This window comes from Bacillus sp. Root920 (assembly GCF_001429445.1).
Classification (GTDB): Bacteria; Bacillota; Bacilli; order Bacillales; family Bacillaceae; genus Bacillus; species Bacillus safensis.
This window is the reverse complement of record NZ_LMJV01000001.1, coordinates 1,613,743-1,631,164: the sequence shown is the minus strand read 5'-3', so window position 1 is coordinate 1,631,164 and position 17,422 is coordinate 1,613,743. Positions and strand designations below refer to the sequence as shown.

Genomic DNA, 17,422 nt, shown 5'->3' with positions numbered 1-17,422 from the left:
TTACTTCGACTCCTTCTGTTTGTAAATTTCAAGCTGTTCAACTAAGTTGAATGGTTTTACATCGTACATGTTTTCAATCAAGTCAGTGACTTTTTGCTTAGGCTGTTCGTCAGCTTCTTTGATCGCTTGTTTGATTTGTTCTTTTGCATCTTCAATCACTTTATTCTCTTCTTCTTCAGACCATAGGCCTTTGTTTTCCAAGAATTTGCGGTAGCGTACCAATGGATCTTTTTGCTCCCACTCGTTTTCATCTTCTTTTGTACGATATCTTGTTGGATCGTCACCAGCCATTGTATGTGGGCCGTAACGGAATGTAAGAGTTTCGATTAATGTTGGACCTTCACCATTTACAGCGCGCTCACGAGCTTCAGCAGTTGCTGCATAAACAGCTAATGCATCCATACCGTCAACTTGTACGCCTACGATACCAGCTGCAGCTGCTTTTTGCGCAATTGTTTGTGCAGCAGACTGCTTTTCAACAGGTGTAGAGATCGCATATCTGTTGTTTTGGACAACAAAAATCGCTGGCGCTTTGTAAGCCCCTGCAAAGTTAATACCTTCGTAGAAATCACCTTGTGAAGCTCCACCGTCACCAGTGTAAGTGATTGCAACAGCTTTTTTACCGCGCTTTTTCAAACCAAGAGCTACACCAGCAGCTTGAATGATTTGAGCACCGATAATGATTTGCGGTGAAAGTGCATTCACATCTTCAGGCATTTGGTTACCAACAAAGTGTCCGCGAGAGAACAAGAATGCTTTTGTTAGCGGAAGACCATGCCAGATTAATTGTGGTACGTCACGATATCCTGGAAGAATGAAATCTTCTTTCTCAAGTGCAAAGTGAGTTGCAAGCTGAGAAGCCTCTTGTCCAGCTGTTGGCGCGTAGAAGCCAAGACGTCCTTGACGGTTCAATGAAATTGAACGTTGATCTAATACTCGTGTAAACACCATACGGCGCATTAATTCTTTTAATTGGTCATCTGAAAGATCCGGCATTGCCGCTTCGTTTACGACTTCGCCTTTTTCGTTTAAAATTTGAAACGTTTCAAACTGCTTTTTGATGGCATCAAATTGCTTTTTGCTATCAACAATTGCTTTTTTTGTTTTTGCAGCCATTCTAAAGTCACCTCTTCCTTTCTTTTAACAGTCCATTTGTCGTGAATCCATTTATACATACAGATATAGGATAACCCAAAATACTCATATGACTCCTGTATATAATAGCCACTAAGATCGTTGTCGAAACATTGGTTGACCACTCGTTTTTGAGTCCTTCTAACTGTATTAACGATAGTTCACAAAAAACTAATACAACTTCTGTTAACAAGGAATAGTTTACAACAAGAAAAATAGTCCGTCAATTGATTTAACGGCTTTATTTAAATAAATGTATTCGCTTTACTTTTTATGGTGAACTGTATCAATCTGTTTAACAAACAACCTAATCTGTACTAGTATAGAGTGTACTACTGTACTACAATAGAAAATGTTTGTTTTTGTCGAAAAATAAAAAAAGAGCTGTTTTTCAGCTCTTTTTCGACTCTTGATCTGCTGCATTATACAAAGCCTTTTTATGATCATTCAATTGATCTGTATATCGATTGAACTTCTTACTTTCTTTTCTGACTTTGCTATATGAACGATTCACGGTCTTCAGCTTTGACTTCAGTTCGTCATATCCGAGATCCTTTTTCTTCAAAGATTGATACAAATGCTGGTCTTGTTTCAGCGCCTTTTGATACTCCTTGTAAAGCTGATCATATGACGCATATCGTTTCTCGATCGATTTGACCGTTTGATCTGCTTTCTCTTTTAACTCCGCATCTTGCAATCGTGCGGCAGATTCCTTTACCGTTTTCAATTCTTTTTTCGATTCATCCATACTGTCTTTTTCTGTTTTTAAATGTTCTTCTCGTTTCGCTGCCGATGCTAACGCCTGATCAGAAAGGCTTGCCACTGTTTTTGTATGGTCCTTTGTTGTTTGGATCATTTTTTTATACAGCTTCTGCTCTTTTTCTTCATAGCTTTGCAGTGTACCTTGCTCTTTTTCGAAGGATGCTTCTTTTTCACTCATTTTCGTCATTGCGTCCTGCATATCATTGAACGGACTTTGACCTCCGCACCCTGTCAGCAAAAGGGTACATATCCCCGCTAAAGCAGCACCTGCTTTCATGCTTCTTTTCATCTGTCTCATGACAAGGTCCCCCTTTACATCTCCACATACCACTATAATTTTTATAGACGTTTGTGACAAGGAAAGAGGTCAGTCAAATGAGGCGGAGAAGATTTTTTTCAAGCAATAGGCGCATGACTATACAAATAGTGCATTCATACATAGTTTATATTACACGCTTCGCCTTCACTTATGAGAGGCCAAGTGTATTTCCAAAGGAGGTCAAAAGTATGTCTAATTATAGTCATGGAAGTATGTATGGTGGATACGGCGGTTACGGGTATGGATTCGGTGGTGGATATGGCGGCGGCTGTTGTTACCCAAGCTATGGCGGTGGATACGGATGCGGATACGGCGGCGGACGTACATTCGCTTTAATCGTTGTGCTTTTCATCCTATTAATTATCGTTGGCGCAGCATTCTTAGGCGGCGGTGGCTGCTGCTAAGGCTGTTTAAGCCTCTGACCGGTCTCATAGGACCGGTCTTCTTTATTTCATTGCATATGTTGTGTATCATTTTATATACTTTACATACAAAGGAAATAGGAGTGAAGTTTTGTGATTACCATGGATGATATCGTAAGGGACGGACATCCCGTCTTAAGACAAACAGCTGAAGCGGTCGAGCTCCCGCCGACAGAAGAGGAAAAACAGCAATTAGCTGACATGATCGAATTCGTCAAAAACAGTCAGGATGCTGACATTGCTGAAAAATACGGACTAAGACCCGGCGTTGGATTGGCAGCTCCGCAAATCAATATTAGTAAACGAATGATCGCTGTTCACTGTGAGGATGAAGACGGAGAAGAATACAGCTATGCTCTGTTCAACCCGCGTATTGTCAGTCATTCAGTCAAAAGAGCTTATTTAGCGACTGGTGAAGGCTGCTTATCAGTTGATGAAGCCATCCCTGGATTTGTTCCTCGATATCAAAAAATCAGGGTCAAGGCCACTACGCTTGAAGGAGAGGACATTGATATCCGTCTAAAAGGGTTCCCTGCCATTGTCTTTCAGCACGAAATTGACCATTTAAATGGCATTATGTTTTATGATCATATTCAAAAGGATCAGCCATTCGCTGAGCCAGAAAACTCTGTTGCGATCGGCAGATCATGACATAAAAAGAAGACCCGGCGATCTAAGGGTCTTCTTTTTTATTCTTCAATGAGGCCAAGCTGGGTCACTGCATGGAATATGCCGTCCTCATCTACTGGCTTTGTCACAAAATCAGCCAATGCCTTCAGTTCACTCACAGCATTTCCCATCGCCACGCCTGTTCCAGCAAACGAAATCATTTCTCTATCGTTCAGTCCGTCTCCAAAGGCAATGGTATCCTTTTGATCGTAAGGAAGTCTTTCGATGACTCGTTTGATTCCTTCAGCTTTTGATCCGCCTTTTGGCAGAACGTCTGTTGACAGCTCATGCCATCTGACAAGGTCAATTTCTTCGCGGAATGCCTTATACTCCACTTCCTCTTCTGCCTTACAAAATAACAGCATTTGAAAAATGTCGTTTTCTTTAAAGAAAGATACATCGTGCTCAGGATGCTCGGTTTTTAAAGTACCGATTCCTTCATGGATAAACGGATGATTCGGCACAGACGCCTTCATCGTTTCTTCTCCCATAAAAACAAGCGGATGATCATGACGATCCGCTGTCTCATAAATCCGCTCCATCAGCTCCTGCTTCAGCGGATTGCCGTAAATAACGTCTCCCTCATACATGACATACTGACCGTTATAAGCAATGAATGAGTCAAGCCCTAATTCTTCTAAAATGGGCCGAATCAGAAAAGGAGAACGCCCAGATGCAATGAAGAGATGATGACCTTTTTCTTTTAATAAATGAACCGCTCGCTTCGTTGACTCAGGTATATTTTTATCATGGTCATATAAAGTACCGTCGATATCAAAGAAGATGACTTTTTTATTCATATCTCGCCCTCCTGCTCTTCGTTATGTATACACACTCCCTTTCATCATACAGAAAGATTTCCGCTTTCGAAACCAATTCCTTTTGAAAGCGCCTATTTCCCACATATAACCATGTAACATTCAATAGAAACATCATATAATACAAGTATATAGAGAGACCGAAACACGCTGGTTAAGCTTACTTCAACCCGAAAGGAGGCGGCATGTGATGCTTCGTCGTCTGCGTAAGAAAATTCGAAGACAATGGAAGGACATGCTTCGTAAAAAATCGATTGCTTAAAGGGATCTTCCGCACATTTGCCGAAGATCCTTTTTTCTCAGAGACTTTTCTTATGCGCGTTTTTTTAATATAATAGAATAAGCGAGTGTAACATACGGTATTTAAGGAGAGATTTGGATGATATATAAGGTATTTTTTCAGGCAAGTACTACTGAGGTACCTGTAAGAGAACACACAGATTCACTATACGTTGAAGCGGTTTCTGAAAGAGACGTACGCGATAAGTTGAAAAAACATAACTACAACATTGAATTCATTCAGCCTGTAGACGGTGCTTTTTTAGACTATGAACGAGAAAGTGAAAATTTTAAAGTATTGGAGCTATGAGAGGAATGAAATTTGTTAAAAACGATCAGGCGGCAGTTTTTGCGCTCGGCGGTTTAGGCGAGATCGGTAAAAACACGTATGGCGTTCAATTTCAAGATGAAATCATTTTAATTGATGCAGGTATTAAGTTTCCTGAAGACGAGCTTCTTGGAATTGACTACGTCATCCCTGACTATACGTACTTAGTTAAAAACGAAGATAAAATCAAAGGTCTTTTCATCACTCACGGACATGAAGACCACATCGGCGGTATCCCTTACCTTCTCAAGCAAGTGAATATTCCAGTTTACGGCGGCAAACTCGCAATCGGCCTACTTCGTAATAAATTGGAAGAGCACGGTCTCTTGAGACAAACAAAACTTCACATTTTTGAAGAAGAAGATACCATTAAATTTAGAAAAACAGCTGTGTCTTTCTTTAGAACGACACACAGTATTCCAGATTCTTATGGAATTGTCGTCAAGACACCTCCTGGTAACATCGTACATACAGGTGATTTCAAGTTTGACTTTACTCCTGTTGGCGAGCCTGCCAATTTAACCAAAATGGCTGAGATCGGAAAAGAAGGCGTCCTTTGTCTTTTATCTGATAGTACAAACAGTGAAATCCCAGAATTTACGATGTCTGAAAGACGCGTAGGTGAAAGCATTGATGACATCTTTAGAAAAGTCGATGGACGCATCATCTTTGCCACGTTTGCTTCCAACATTCACAGACTTCAGCAAGTGATTGAGTCTGCTGTTGCCAACGGCAGAAAAGTCGCTGTATTTGGACGCAGTATGGAATCTGCCATTGATATTGGTCAAGATCTTGGCTATATTAAATGTCCAAAAAACACGTTTATTGAACATAATGAAATCAACCGCCTTCCGGCAAACAAAGTGACCATTCTTTGTACTGGAAGCCAGGGTGAACCGATGGCAGCTCTTTCTCGTATTGCCAACGGTACTCACCGCCAGATTTCTATTAACCCTGGAGACACTGTTGTCTTCTCATCTTCACCGATTCCAGGTAACAATATTAGTGTAAGCCGCACCATTAACCAGCTTTATCGTGCAGGTGCTGAGGTCATTCATGGCTCACTTAATAATATTCATACATCTGGTCACGGCGGACAAGAAGAACAAAAACTCATGCTCCGTTTAATTAAACCAAAATTCTTTATGCCGATTCACGGTGAATACCGCATGCAAAAAACGCATATCAAGCTTGCGAATGATTGCGGCATCCCTGAGGAAAACTGCTTTATCATGGATAACGGTGAAGTTCTTGCACTGAAAGGTGACGAAGCAAGTGTCGCTGGCAAAATTCCATCAGGCAACGTGTATATCGACGGAAGCGGTATTGGCGATATCGGAAACATCGTTTTAAGAGACCGCCGCATTCTTTCTGAAGAAGGTCTTGTCATTGTCGTCGTGAGCATGGACATGAAAGAATTCAAAATCTCTGCTGGTCCTGATTTGATCTCAAGAGGTTTTGTCTACATGAGAGAATCTGGAGACCTGATCAACGATGCACAGGATTTAATTTCAAAGCATCTTGAAAAGGTAATGGAACGTAAGACAACTCAGTGGTCTGAAATTAAGAACGAAATTACTGACACCCTTGCACCTTTCCTTTATGAAAAAACAAGACGCCGTCCAATGATCTTACCGATTATTATGGAAGTGTAATCATAAAAAGAGACACAAGCCGCTTGGCTGTGTCTCTTTTTTGCACTATTCATTGAAAAAAGCGCATATATACAAGGTACACATGCGGTTTCTCATTTTTTATTGAATTGGGAGATGCTGAAAGCTTCTGACATCAAACAAACCCTTTGTCGTCATTTTCACATCAGGAATGACTGGGAGTGCCAAGAAGGACAGCGTCAAAAATGGATTAAAATCTAATGTAAAGCCTGTTTCTTTCAACGCTTCATGGAGTGCATGAAGGCTTTCATTTACAAGATGTGCCGGCTGATCTGAAAGTAAACCAGAGATCGGTAATGGCAGCGTATGAAGAGACTGACCCTCTTTGACAACCGTCAAACCGCCCCCTGCTTCTTTTAATGCGTCAATGGCTTTCACGATATCAGCATCATTTGTGCCAACCGCAATTAAATTGTGAGAATCATGCGCAACCGTTGTTGCAATTGCGCCCTTTTCTAATCCAAAGCCGCTGACAACCCCTATCCCCATTTCAGATAAGCCTTGATGGCGTTCAACAAGCACCATTTTTAATACATCTCTTTCTGTATCACTAGTGAATTGTCCGTTCGTTTCTGATGGAGAGATGCGTTCTAATTTTGTTTCTAGCTGATTTGGAATAATGCGGATGACATTCATTTTTTGATGAGCTGTGATAGGCAGAGACAGATCCTGCTCTTGAACGTCTATAGCATGAACAGATTGTAATAAGGCTGGACTTGGTGCAATTTTTTCGACACTTGGCTTGTACTCTCCATGCTGCGCCACCAATTCTCCTGCAATAAATACGCTGGTGATGTCTACTTGATGAAGATCAGAGACAAGCATAAAATCAGCATCAAAGCCTGGCGCAATGGCTCCCTTTGTTTTGAGGCCAAAGCACTCCGCTGCGTTTAAACTTCCCATTTGATACGCTAAAAATGGGTCTAACCCTTCTTTTATAGACATACGTACTTGTTCATCAATACTTCCTTCAGCCATTAAATCATCTAAATGTTTATCATCGGTACAAAAGAAAAAACGTCTCGCATTCTTTTCATTCACAGCTGGTAAAACGTTTTTCACGTTTTTGGCAACAGAGCCTTCTCTCAGCATGACATACATGCCTCGTTTTACACGTTCAAGGGCTTCGCCGGCTGTTGTTACCTCGTGATCTGTTTGGACACTAGCTGTGCGGTAAACGTTTATTAATCGGTCCGTTAAGCCTGCTAAATGGCCATCAATCAATTTATTCTCATTTTGAGCATCAAGCAGTTTTTGAAGCATATCTTCTTCAGCCTGCTCCACACCGACGTAATCCATCACCTCGGCAAGACCAAGTACCTCTTTCTCTTGATACAAAGGCTTTAAATCTTTCGCTTTTAAAACAGCACCTGATCGCTCAAAACTAACTGCCGGTACGCAGGATGGCAGCATGAAATAAATATTTAAGGCAGCTTTTCTCGCTTCTTCCAGCATAAAACGGATGCCTGTGATCCCTGACACATTGGCAATTTCATGCGGGTCTGTTACGACAGTTGTCACACCGCGCGGGACGACAGCTTTGGAGAATTCAGCAGGGGTCACCATAGAGGACTCGATATGAACGTGGCCATCAATAAAACCGGGTACAAGCATTTGACCTGCTGCATCCAGCTCCTGTTCTCCCTCGTACTCTCCAATCCCTACTATTTGTCCATTTTCAACAGCGACATCAGCGTTTAGCCATTCCTGGTTAAACACGTCCATAACCTTCGCATGTTTAATCACTAGGGCTGCTTTTTTTCTCTTTGCAGCTACCTCAATTTGATGTCTGAAAAGCTCCTTATCCAACGACACTGCCTCCTCCAAGTAAACAATATAATGTTTCTTATCGTAAACGAATCTGTTTGCCCAGTCAATGACATTTAGAGAAAATCATCCAGATAAAAAGACTGATTTTTATTTCTGAATAGTGATAATTGCATGAATAATATGATGATTGACTTTAGCTGTTTATGCAGAACAAAACAGCCCTTTTAAATGTCTTCTTCCCTCTTCACTGTCCACCTCATGTGTACACAATCATATAAAAAAACACCCCGCCCAGGGTGTTTAATAATCGTTCTGCATTTCTCGTTTTTCAAAGCGTCCAATATCGGCTACTGCCCCAATGACAATCAGAATATCTTCTTTTTGAATCATTTCATCTGCGAGCGGTGAAACAATCACTTCTTTTCCACGCTTAATCGCCACAATATTAATGCCATATCTCGCTCGAATATCGAGATCTAGAAGAGAATGCCCTGCAAGCCTGCTGTTGGCAACGATTTCAATGAGGCTGTACTCATCTGACAGCTCAAGATAATCTAATACGTTATTGGAGATGATTTTATGTGCAATTCGTCTGCCCATGTCCCGCTCTGGATGAACGATGCGGTCAGCCCCAATTTTATTTAGTACCTTTTCGTGATAGTCGTTTTGCGCCTTTACTGTGACCATTTTGACGCCAAGCTCTTTCAGCATGATCGTCGTTAAAATACTGGCCTGAATGTTTTCACCAATCGCAACGATGACATGATCAAAATTGCGAATGCCGAGATTTTTTAAAACAGATTCGTCCGTCGAATCACCAATCACCGCATGTGAGGCAATTTTCGCGTATTCGTTCACTCGATCTTCATTCATATCCATGGCCATGACTTCAAGTCCTTCTTCGCTCAGCGCCTTGCAAATACTCCCGCCAAAGCGTCCAAGACCAATGACTGCATATTCCTTTTTCATGTTCAGACTCCTTTTATCTCACTTACCATGCATTTTACTACGGTTTGATTAACGAATCCATATGCGAGCGAATTTTTTTGCGGAACGCTTCACTTAAGTAAAGATCTGCTCCTTTTTCAATTTCACTGCGGTAATGACCTGGCGGAGCAATTTCATCGCTCTTTTGAAGAACTAGAAAGGTTAAACAGTCTGCATATATTTGATCACCTATTTTGACATCGACAAAAGCTGGACGATATGTGCCCTCATAGACGCCTTCTCGTTTGTACAAATATCGAATGGCATCAAAAGGAACCTCATATAAAACGCCCTCTGTTTCTCCGCCGTCTTCTACCATATCTGCTCTTGATCCATCAGGCCTCACCAACGTAAATCTAGTTGTAAAGCCGTTCAGACCACCGCCGCCGATGATTTGTTTAAAATAATGATCAACTTCTGCCAGTTTAAATCTTGCATCATCCATACAGGAGCCATAGGCAAAATAATAGAAGGATGCCGGCTTCTGCTGCCACAGTCTATATTCCTTCCAGCAGCCGCTCTCGATCTCCTTCAGAGATGATGTCTTCTGCTTTGGTAAAGTGTATGTAACAGCCGCCACCAGCCCTTGGTCTGTCATGACATCGACCACCTGCTTGTCATACCCTTCCTCAAGAAAATCTATCTTATTCAGCGTGCTTGCGGTTACCTCGTACAATTCTCCATATACTGTGCTTTTCTCTTCTAGAACGCACGCAGGGTATCCTTGACCTGTATCATAGATTCTGCCGCTGATCCAAGCTGATTTAGCTAATGACCTGCTATCTTTCATATACGCCTCGTGGTGCTCTTCATGCTGCAAAAGCGTCCCATATACAAATAAAGCTTTCACCTTCATGAAATCACGTCCTCTCGCCTTTCTGCTGTCTGCATTTTTGCCACACAGGTAAGTAGATATGAAAAGCTGTACCTTTTCCCAGCTCACTGACCACATCCATCCTACCGTGATGATCTTTTAAAATCGCTGCACAGATGGTGAGGCCAAGTCCCGTCCCTTCTGTTTTCGTGGAGAAGAAAGGATCATATATTTTCTGAATATCCTCTTCAGACATCCCTTTTCCTTCATCTTGAATGGTAATTTTCCATTCGTTCATCACTTTTTCTGTTGATATGTATATGGTGCCGCCTTCGGGCATTGCCTCAATGGCATTTTTGATTAAATTAATGAACAGCTGCTTCATTTGATTAGCGTCTGCTAATATAGCGCCGGCATCCTGCTTTTTAAATGGCTGTTTGAGATCAATATTCGCAAGGACTGCATTGGTTTTCAGCAATGTAATGACCTGCTCTAACAGTCCATGAAGCTGAACTTCTTGAAAATGGACCGACTGCGGCTTTGCCAGCACAAGCAGCTCACTTAAAACAAAATCAATCCGTTTAATTTCGGAAAAGATAATGTCAAAATAATCGGTTCTTTCAGGATATTGTGTTTTCATCAGCTGCAAAAAGCCGTTTACTGAGGTCAGCGGATTTCTGACTTCATGGGCGATTCCAGCGGCTATTTGTCCTGCAACGGCTAACTTTTGCGCCTGCATTTGCACTTGTTGATTTGATCTTTCAAGTTCAAGCTTTGCCAGCTTTTGTTTTGTAATATCTGCAACTGTTCCAATACCTCCAGTAAACTGGTGCTGCTCATCAAAGTAGAGCTTATAATGAACGTCTCCCCATACTTTCTTTCCCTCTTTATGAAGAAGCTGCAGCTCGATCCGCCCTGAATCTTTATGCTCTTTGATGACAGATGACAAATGCTGAATAACTCTTTCTTCTTGATCAAAGTACTGATTGTACATCGTACCTAGACATTCATCTATGTCATAGCCGGTCATTTGTTTCCATGCTTGATTTAAGAAGATGATGTGCCCTTTTTCATCTGTTTCAAAGACAATTTCTTGCAAGTTATCTGTAATTCGATTCAGCCGCTCTGTCAGTTCGTGTGCTTCTTTTTCTCTCTTATTTAGATCTGACACAAGTAAATTCAAGCGGTCTACATATCCTGAGACAATCCAGATCCCTGCTAACACAACGACTGTAAAGGCTAGATCGAGCGGCCAATTAATTTGATAGCCGCCTAGATAATAAAAGAAATCCCAGCTTATGATTAAGATAAATGCAAGAACAGATAACACAATCCGCACTTGATATGTTTTGTTCAAATGATTCCACCTGCCGCCCTGAGATTCTTTGTCAATTGTACCATTTTCCACTTATTTTTTGAGGGAGATGGGGCATTTTTAAGGAACTTTTTTAAAGAAAAAATAGCCTGTTCTCAGCACAAAGGAAGAGAGCAGGCTATTTTGATTACTTCTGAAGAGCTTCTTGCAGCTCTTTTAACAGCAGTTCTGCGCCTTCAGCGCTTAATGTAATTTGACCATTTCCATATTCATGGTTCTCTGATGTAATCTCACCAGTCATGAGACAAACGCCCTCTGGCTGATATTTTTTCAAGACGATTTTATCTCCATCTATAAAAAATTCCATACTGTCTTTAATAGCGATATCAAGTGCTCTTCTCAATTCGATTGGCATCACAATACGCCCTAGTTCGTCTACTTTTCTTACGACTCCGATAGATTTCAATTTCGTTCCCTCTTTCTTTCATTAGCTCAAGATCAATCTGTTTTTCACCAATTGATATATCGTAGACGTAAGAGATTCTTAAAAGGTTTCTCCTCTATAAAAATTTTTTTCATAAAAGAAAAAACAAAGGGAAAATTTATTGTGATTGTCAAAATGATACTTGAATTTTACAGATTCATTTCAAGGTGATCACAAACCCCCACAAATGACATCAACCCTCTGAACTTTTAAATGTAAAATTATTTAAAACAGCAAAAATAGAGATTGGGTGAAAACATGTTTCAAAATGCCGAAATTGGAATTGATTTAGGAACAGCTAACATATTGGTTTATAGTAAAAATAAGGGAATTATTTTAAATGAACCGTCCGTCGTAGCAGTTGATACAGAAACAAAGACTGTACTTGCCGTCGGATCAGAAGCAAAAGAAATGATCGGGAAAACACCTGGGAAAATTGTTGCGATCCGTCCGATGAAAGACGGTGTCATCGCTGATTATGATATGACAACAGATTTACTTAAACAAATCATGAAAAAAGCAGGAAAAAATATCGGGTTTACCTTCAGAAAGCCAACTGTCGTTGTATGTACACCTTCTGGTTCAACAGCAGTTGAGCGCCGCGCCATCAGCGATGCTGTGAAAAACTGCGGAGCAAAACATGTGCATTTAATTGAAGAACCTGTTGCAGCTGCCATCGGTGCTGATCTTCCGGTAGACGAGCCTGTTGCGAACGTCGTAGTCGATATTGGCGGCGGAACAACAGAAGTTGCAATCATTTCATTTGGCGGCGTTGTCTCTTGTCATTCGATCCGAATTGGCGGCGATCAGCTGGATGAAGATATCATTACGTTTGTCAGAAAGAAATATAACCTATTAATCGGTGAACGGACTGCCGAGCAGGTGAAAATGGAAATTGGGTATGGTCTCATTGAGCATGAGCCTGAATCATTAGAAGTGCGCGGGCGCGATCTTGTGACAGGTCTGCCAAAAACGATCACACTTGTCTCTCATGAAATTCAAGGCGCCATGCGTGAATCACTTCTTCATATTTTAGAAGCGATCCGTGCCACATTAGAGGACAGCCCTCCAGAGCTAAGCGGAGATATTGTAGACCGCGGCGTCATTTTAACTGGCGGAGGCGCTCTTTTAAATGGAATACAAGAATGGCTTTCTCAAGAGATTGTTGTTCCAGTCCATATTGCAGCCAATCCCCTTGAATCTGTTGCAATTGGAACAGGTCGTTCATTAGAAGTGATCGACAAATTGCAAAAAACTTTAAAATAATCTTCTTGTTCTACTTCTTTTTTTGTCATTTCGATCATATCGTGAGAAATGGATAAACGTGAAGGAGGAAGAACATGTTGCTTGATTTAGGTAAACGGGTCGTTGTCACAGTCATTTTAACGGGTATTATTTTAGGAGGAATGAGCCTGTCGTTTTCACATATGCCGCCTTCTAATGCACAGCCTGTGAAACAACTGAACCGCTAAAAAAGCCGCACGAAAGCGGCTTTTTTATTTTGGCTTTAAACGGGCTCCCCATTTTCCTTTTCGGTCATAAATCTGATATGATGAACATGACTAAAGGAGGGGTTTTTATGAGTTCATTTGAAAAACAACTAGATCAATATGCGAAGACCATCGTTGAAGTCGGTGTGAATGTACAAAAGGGACAGGAAGTCGTTGTATCCGCATTTACTGAATCTGCACATCTTGTTCGTCTTGTAGCGAAACACGCGTATGAGCGCGGGGCGAAAAACGTACATATCCGCTGGAGTGATGGTGTTCTCACCCGTTTAAAGTATGAACATGCACCGCAAGATGTATTTGAGCAATTCCCTGAATGGGAAGCACAGATGATGGAAACCATCGCAAAACGCGGAGGCGCTTTTATTACCATCCTGTCAGAAAGCCCTGACCTTTTGCGAGGCATTGATTCGAAAAAAATCGCTGCACAGCAAAAAGCTGCTGGTTCAGCACTACATACATATCGTCAATACGTTCAATCTGACAAAGTCGCTTGGACAGTCGTAGGTGCTGCATCAAAAGAATGGGCGAAAAAGATTTTCCCTGACCATACAGATGAAGAAGCTGTCACGTTATTGTGGGATCAAATCTTTAAAGTCGCACGCGCTGATCAAGCAGATCCAGTTGAGGCTTGGAAAAAGCACGATGCGTCATTAAACGAAAAGGTCAAAATACTCAATGAACGCCACTACCACAAGCTTCATTATGAAGCACCTGGCACAGACTTAACGATCGAGCTTCCAGAGCAGCATATTTGGGTAGGTGCTGGCAGCGTAAGTGAACGCGGCGTTTCGTTCATGGCCAACATGCCGACAGAAGAAGTCTTTACCGTACCGAAAAAAGACGGTGTAAACGGGACAGTCTCAAGCACAAAGCCGCTCAGCTATGCTGGAAACATCATTGATGAGTTTTCATTAACCTTTGAAAACGGCCGGATTGTGGATGTGAAAGCAAAAGAAGGCGAAGATATTTTAAAATCTCTCGTTGAAACAGATGAAGGCTCTCATTATCTAGGTGAGGTTGCCCTCGTACCAGATGATTCACCAATTTCTAACTCAAATATTCTTTATTACAATACACTTTACGATGAAAATGCATCAAATCACCTTGCCATCGGCAGCGGATATGCGTTTAATATCGAAGGCGGAAAAGAAATGAAACGAGAGGAATTGGATGCTGCGGGTGTGAACAGCAGTATTACACACGTTGATTTTATGATTGGTTCAAAGGAAATGAATATTGACGGAATCACAAAAGACGGGAAACGCGAACCGATCTTCCGAAATGGAAACTGGGCGATTTAATCAAAAAAAGACATCCACATTTGGATGTCTTTTTTGTGTTATGCGTAAAGCTCTTCAAGTCTTTTTTGGATGTCTTGATCTGATAAAAACTCATCATATGTTGTTTGTTTATCGACGATGCCATTTGGCGTCACTTCGATAATCCGGTTTGCGACTGTTTCAACAAACTGATGGTCATGAGATGAGAAGAGCATGGCTCCTTTAAAGCTCATGAGACCGTTATTCAGCGCTGTAATGGATTCTAGGTCTAAGTGGTTCGTTGGCTCATCCAGCAGCAATATATTCGCTCCAGACAGCATCATTTTTGATAACATACAACGAACCTTTTCTCCTCCTGATAAGACACTTGCTTTTTTCTTCACTTCTTCCCCAGAGAAAAGCATACGTCCCAAGAAACCACGCAGGAAGCTTTCGCTTTGATCATTCGGAGAATATTGACGGAGCCAATCCACGAGATCAACATCGTTTCCTTCAAAGTATTCACTATTGTCTTTCGGGAAAAAGGCTTGTGACGTTGTGACGCCCCATTTAAATGATCCGCTGTCTGGCTCCATTTCACCAGCAAGAATTTTAAATAATGTGGACACAGCAAGCTCATTACGGCTTAAGAACGCAATTTTATCTTCGCGGTTCATAATAAAGCTGACATTATCCAGTACTTTTACACCGTCAATTGTTTTTGATAGACCTTCTACTTGAAGGACATCATTTCCGATTTCGCGCTCTGGTGCAAAATGAACATACGGATATTTACGTGAAGACGGCTTAATGTCATCTAAAGAAATTTTATCAAGCAATTTCTTTCTTGATGTCGCTTGCTTCGATTTAGAAGCGTTCGCACTAAACCTGGCAACGAATTCTTGAAGCTGCTTAATTTGTTCTTCTTTTTTCTTATTTGCTTCTTGGCTTAGTTTCAGCGCTAACTGGCTGGACTCATACCAAAAATCATAGTTACCGACATATACTTGGATTTTTCCGAAATCAAGATCCGCAATATGAGTACATACTTTATTTAAGAAATGACGATCATGCGAAACGACGATGACGGTATTTTCAAAGTTAATGAGGAACTCTTCGAGCCACTGGATTGCTTGTAAGTCCAAGTGGTTCGTCGGCTCATCGAGAAGAAGAACGTCAGGCTTGCCAAATAAAGCTTGAGCTAAAAGTACTTTTACCTTTTCCGAACCGCCAAGCTCAGACATTTTCTTCGATTGAAGGCTTTCTGGAATGCCAAGACCCTTTAATAGGATCGCTGCTTCACTTTCAGCTTCCCAGCCGTTTAATTCGGCAAATTCACCTTCAAGTTCTGCTGCACGAATCCCGTCTTCATCTGAGAAATCAGGTTTCATATAGATCGCATCTTTCTCCTGCATCACATCATATAGACGTTTGTGACCCATGATGACGACTTTCAGCACTTCAAACTCTTCGTATTCAAAGTGGTTCTGTTTTAAAATCGCTAAACGCTCGCCAGGACTCATATGAACATCGCCCGTTTGAGGCTCAATTTCGCCAGAAAGAATTTTTAGGAACGTTGATTTACCAGCTCCATTGGCACCAATTAATCCGTAGCAGTTGCCAGGAGTGAATTTAATATTTACTTCTTCAAATAGTTTACGATCAGCAAAGCGCAAACTAACATTATTTACTGCAATCATTTATTAATCCTCCATCACTCATTCATCATTATGAAGTATAACATGAATAACGTTTGATAGAAACGTCTCTCGCTAAGAACGAAGGCTTTTTGTCTATTATGATATAATAAACGGGAATGATTGATTGAAGGAGTTCGGGCGATTTGAGATTACTCACACTGATGGAATACTGTTTATTGATTTTCTTTATGGGCATTTATTTATCTGCAACAGGCTTTAATGCGAGGGACTTTGGCCTTTATATTGGGCTTGTCCTGATTTACACACTGGTTCACATCTTTTCCAAACGCTTTTTACAAAAGCGGGGAAAAGAAAACCAAAAGATCGGATTGTTTCGATCCGTTTTAGCCATTACCGGATCTGTGTTCGCTTCTGTTCTTGCGATTGTGATCATTGTGACGGTGCTCACACCAAATTAAAAACGACCCTTCTGTAAGGGTCGCTCGTTCAAGTACCTTTCTCTTGCCCATGAGAAGGTGCTTTTATTTTGTCTGTCGAATATCGCCAAATGGGAAGAAAACAAATTCTGATGTCCCGACAACCCGATCCTTTTCAATGAGGCCAAGTCCATTTCGGCTGTCCATGGAATTGAGTCTGTTGTCCCCCATCACAAAGTAATCGTTTTTCGGTACTTTTACTGGACCAAAATCTCCAGTTAAATGCACTTCATACTCTTTCGCATGCGCCTTGTTCTCTTTTAAATAAGGCTCATCTACTTTTTTTCCATTAATGTAAAGCGTATCATCCTTCATTTCAATCGTATCACCTGGAAGGCCGATTAACCGTTTGACATAATGAATCTTCTGACCATCTTTTCCATTAATAATCACGATGTCACCGCGTTTCACACCACCGAGATAGTTAATGGTTTTGTTGACAAACAGCTTTTCCCCGTCATGAAGTGTCGGTTCCATTGACTCTCCTTCCACCACATACGGTTCAAATATAAACGTACGGATGAGCAAGACGAGCGCAAGTGCGATTAAAATGGCTTTGATCCATTCAAATAGTGAACTTTTCTTCTCTGTTTTGGCTTGCTTCGCATCAGATTGAATTTCATTTTCGTTTTGTTTGTTTTCTTCGTTCAAAATACTGCTTCCTCCTAAGACTTTCTGCTAAAAGACTTGAAACGTGAATTGAATAACTTTACTTTATCATATGTCATTTAAAAATTCACA

General features: G+C 41.1%; 18 protein-coding genes. 8 read left to right on the top strand and 10 right to left on the bottom strand.

The features are described 5' to 3' along the window. Both pdhA and ASE42_RS07945 read right to left on the bottom strand, forming a co-directional pair. On the bottom strand, window positions 1-1,116 hold the full coding sequence (pdhA, locus tag ASE42_RS07950) for a pyruvate dehydrogenase (acetyl-transferring) E1 component subunit alpha (protein ID WP_024424754.1): 1,116 nt from the start codon (window positions 1,114-1,116) through the stop codon (window positions 1-3). Between the two features lie 409 nt (window positions 1,117-1,525). Continuing rightward, on the bottom strand, window positions 1,526-2,194 hold the full coding sequence (locus ASE42_RS07945) for a YkyA family protein (protein ID WP_056766352.1): 669 nt from the start codon (window positions 2,192-2,194) through the stop codon (window positions 1,526-1,528). A 233-nt stretch (window positions 2,195-2,427) separates the two neighbouring features. Here ASE42_RS07945 and ASE42_RS07940 point away from each other — a divergent pair, with 233 nt between their 5' ends. Continuing rightward, window positions 2,428-2,619 carry a YjcZ family sporulation protein gene (locus ASE42_RS07940; protein WP_029706718.1) on the top strand — a complete coding sequence of 64 codons (192 nt, stop codon included), beginning with the start codon at window positions 2,428-2,430 and terminating at the stop codon, window positions 2,617-2,619. Window positions 2,620-2,730: 111 nt separating this feature from the next. Continuing rightward, window positions 2,731-3,288: a peptide deformylase gene (gene def / locus ASE42_RS07935; protein WP_024424751.1), complete on the top strand. Its 558-nt coding sequence runs from the start codon at window positions 2,731-2,733 to the stop codon at window positions 3,286-3,288. A 38-nt stretch (window positions 3,289-3,326) separates the two neighbouring features. Here def and ASE42_RS07930 read toward each other — a convergent pair whose 3' ends face one another. Further along, a complete protein-coding gene (locus tag ASE42_RS07930) occupies window positions 3,327-4,106 on the bottom strand; it encodes a Cof-type HAD-IIB family hydrolase (RefSeq protein WP_024426890.1) in 780 nt (259 codons plus the stop codon). 397 nt (window positions 4,107-4,503) lie between these two features. Between ASE42_RS07930 and ASE42_RS07925 the strand changes: the two genes are divergently transcribed. Next, the gene (locus ASE42_RS07925) at window positions 4,504-4,713 is read left to right on the top strand and encodes a DNA-dependent RNA polymerase subunit epsilon (RefSeq protein WP_008345114.1); all 210 of its coding nucleotides are present in this window, start codon (window positions 4,504-4,506) and stop codon (window positions 4,711-4,713) included. A gap of 5 nt (window positions 4,714-4,718) precedes the next feature. Next, complete coding sequence (gene rnjA, locus ASE42_RS07920; protein ID WP_012009818.1) at window positions 4,719-6,386, top strand: ribonuclease J1; 1,668 nt, start codon at window positions 4,719-4,721, stop codon at window positions 6,384-6,386. Between the two features lie 99 nt (window positions 6,387-6,485). On the opposite strand, the gene ade is transcribed toward rnjA, so the two are convergent. From ade to ASE42_RS07895, 5 genes are all read right to left on the bottom strand, one after another. After that, entirely contained in the window at window positions 6,486-8,213 is a 1,728-nt protein-coding gene (ade, locus tag ASE42_RS07915) for an adenine deaminase (protein ID WP_025092364.1), read from the bottom strand. Between the two features lie 261 nt (window positions 8,214-8,474). Then, window positions 8,475-9,143, bottom strand: a complete 669-nt coding sequence (locus ASE42_RS07910; protein ID WP_008345123.1) for a potassium channel family protein — start codon at window positions 9,141-9,143, stop codon at window positions 8,475-8,477. Between the two features lie 37 nt (window positions 9,144-9,180). After that, on the bottom strand, window positions 9,181-10,017 hold the full coding sequence (locus ASE42_RS07905) for a gamma-glutamylcyclotransferase (RefSeq protein ID WP_056766350.1): 837 nt from the start codon (window positions 10,015-10,017) through the stop codon (window positions 9,181-9,183). Between the two features lie 4 nt (window positions 10,018-10,021). Then, window positions 10,022-11,332, bottom strand: coding sequence for an ATP-binding protein (locus ASE42_RS07900; RefSeq protein ID WP_056766347.1), 1,311 nt, complete (start codon window positions 11,330-11,332; stop codon window positions 10,022-10,024). 145 nt (window positions 11,333-11,477) lie between these two features. Continuing rightward, window positions 11,478-11,756, bottom strand: coding sequence for an AbrB/MazE/SpoVT family DNA-binding domain-containing protein (locus tag ASE42_RS07895; protein ID WP_024424746.1), 279 nt, complete (start codon window positions 11,754-11,756; stop codon window positions 11,478-11,480). A 276-nt stretch (window positions 11,757-12,032) separates the two neighbouring features. Between ASE42_RS07895 and mreBH the strand changes: the two genes are divergently transcribed. From mreBH to ASE42_RS07885, 3 genes are all read left to right on the top strand, one after another. Then, window positions 12,033-13,040 (top strand): rod-share determining protein MreBH, encoded by a 1,008-nt coding sequence (mreBH, locus tag ASE42_RS07890; RefSeq protein WP_024424745.1) that lies wholly within the window; start codon window positions 12,033-12,035, stop codon window positions 13,038-13,040. Window positions 13,041-13,114: 74 nt separating this feature from the next. Next, window positions 13,115-13,246 (top strand): protein YkpC, encoded by a 132-nt coding sequence (locus ASE42_RS18980; protein ID WP_003210922.1) that lies wholly within the window; start codon window positions 13,115-13,117, stop codon window positions 13,244-13,246. Window positions 13,247-13,353: 107 nt separating this feature from the next. Then, window positions 13,354-14,586 carry an aminopeptidase gene (locus tag ASE42_RS07885; RefSeq protein ID WP_024424744.1) on the top strand — a complete coding sequence of 411 codons (1,233 nt, stop codon included), beginning with the start codon at window positions 13,354-13,356 and terminating at the stop codon, window positions 14,584-14,586. A 38-nt stretch (window positions 14,587-14,624) separates the two neighbouring features. On the opposite strand, the gene ASE42_RS07880 is transcribed toward ASE42_RS07885, so the two are convergent. Then, window positions 14,625-16,244, bottom strand: a complete 1,620-nt coding sequence (locus tag ASE42_RS07880; protein WP_024426884.1) for an ABC-F family ATP-binding cassette domain-containing protein — start codon at window positions 16,242-16,244, stop codon at window positions 14,625-14,627. 143 nt (window positions 16,245-16,387) lie between these two features. Here ASE42_RS07880 and ASE42_RS07875 point away from each other — a divergent pair, with 143 nt between their 5' ends. Beyond that, a complete protein-coding gene (locus tag ASE42_RS07875) occupies window positions 16,388-16,663 on the top strand; it encodes a hypothetical protein (RefSeq protein ID WP_024424743.1) in 276 nt (91 codons plus the stop codon). A 63-nt stretch (window positions 16,664-16,726) separates the two neighbouring features. Here ASE42_RS07875 and lepB read toward each other — a convergent pair whose 3' ends face one another. Continuing rightward, window positions 16,727-17,299 carry a signal peptidase I gene (gene lepB / locus ASE42_RS07870; RefSeq protein ID WP_029706712.1) on the bottom strand — a complete coding sequence of 191 codons (573 nt, stop codon included), beginning with the start codon at window positions 17,297-17,299 and terminating at the stop codon, window positions 16,727-16,729. Window positions 17,300-17,422: the final 123 nt, after the last annotated feature.

Coding starts and splice junctions, on each gene's coding strand:
- ASE42_RS07910 (WP_008345123.1), bottom strand. CDS start 9,143: ATGAAAAAGGAATATGCAGTCATTGGTCTTGGACGCTTTGGCGGGAGT.
- ASE42_RS07905 (WP_056766350.1), bottom strand. CDS start 10,017: ATGAAGGTGAAAGCTTTATTTGTATATGGGACGCTTTTGCAGCATGAA.
- ASE42_RS07885 (WP_024424744.1), top strand. CDS start 13,354: ATGAGTTCATTTGAAAAACAACTAGATCAATATGCGAAGACCATCGTT.
- pdhA (WP_024424754.1), bottom strand. CDS start 1,116: ATGGCTGCAAAAACAAAAAAAGCAATTGTTGATAGCAAAAAGCAATTT.
- ASE42_RS07930 (WP_024426890.1), bottom strand. CDS start 4,106: ATGAATAAAAAAGTCATCTTCTTTGATATCGACGGTACTTTATATGAC.
- ASE42_RS07940 (WP_029706718.1), top strand. CDS start 2,428: ATGTATGGTGGATACGGCGGTTACGGGTATGGATTCGGTGGTGGATAT.
- ASE42_RS07925 (WP_008345114.1), top strand. CDS start 4,504: ATGATATATAAGGTATTTTTTCAGGCAAGTACTACTGAGGTACCTGTA.
- ASE42_RS18980 (WP_003210922.1), top strand. CDS start 13,115: ATGTTGCTTGATTTAGGTAAACGGGTCGTTGTCACAGTCATTTTAACG.
- mreBH (WP_024424745.1), top strand. CDS start 12,033: ATGTTTCAAAATGCCGAAATTGGAATTGATTTAGGAACAGCTAACATA.
- ASE42_RS07945 (WP_056766352.1), bottom strand. CDS start 2,194: ATGAGACAGATGAAAAGAAGCATGAAAGCAGGTGCTGCTTTAGCGGGG.
- rnjA (WP_012009818.1), top strand. CDS start 4,719: ATGAAATTTGTTAAAAACGATCAGGCGGCAGTTTTTGCGCTCGGCGGT.
- ASE42_RS07880 (WP_024426884.1), bottom strand. CDS start 16,244: ATGATTGCAGTAAATAATGTTAGTTTGCGCTTTGCTGATCGTAAACTA.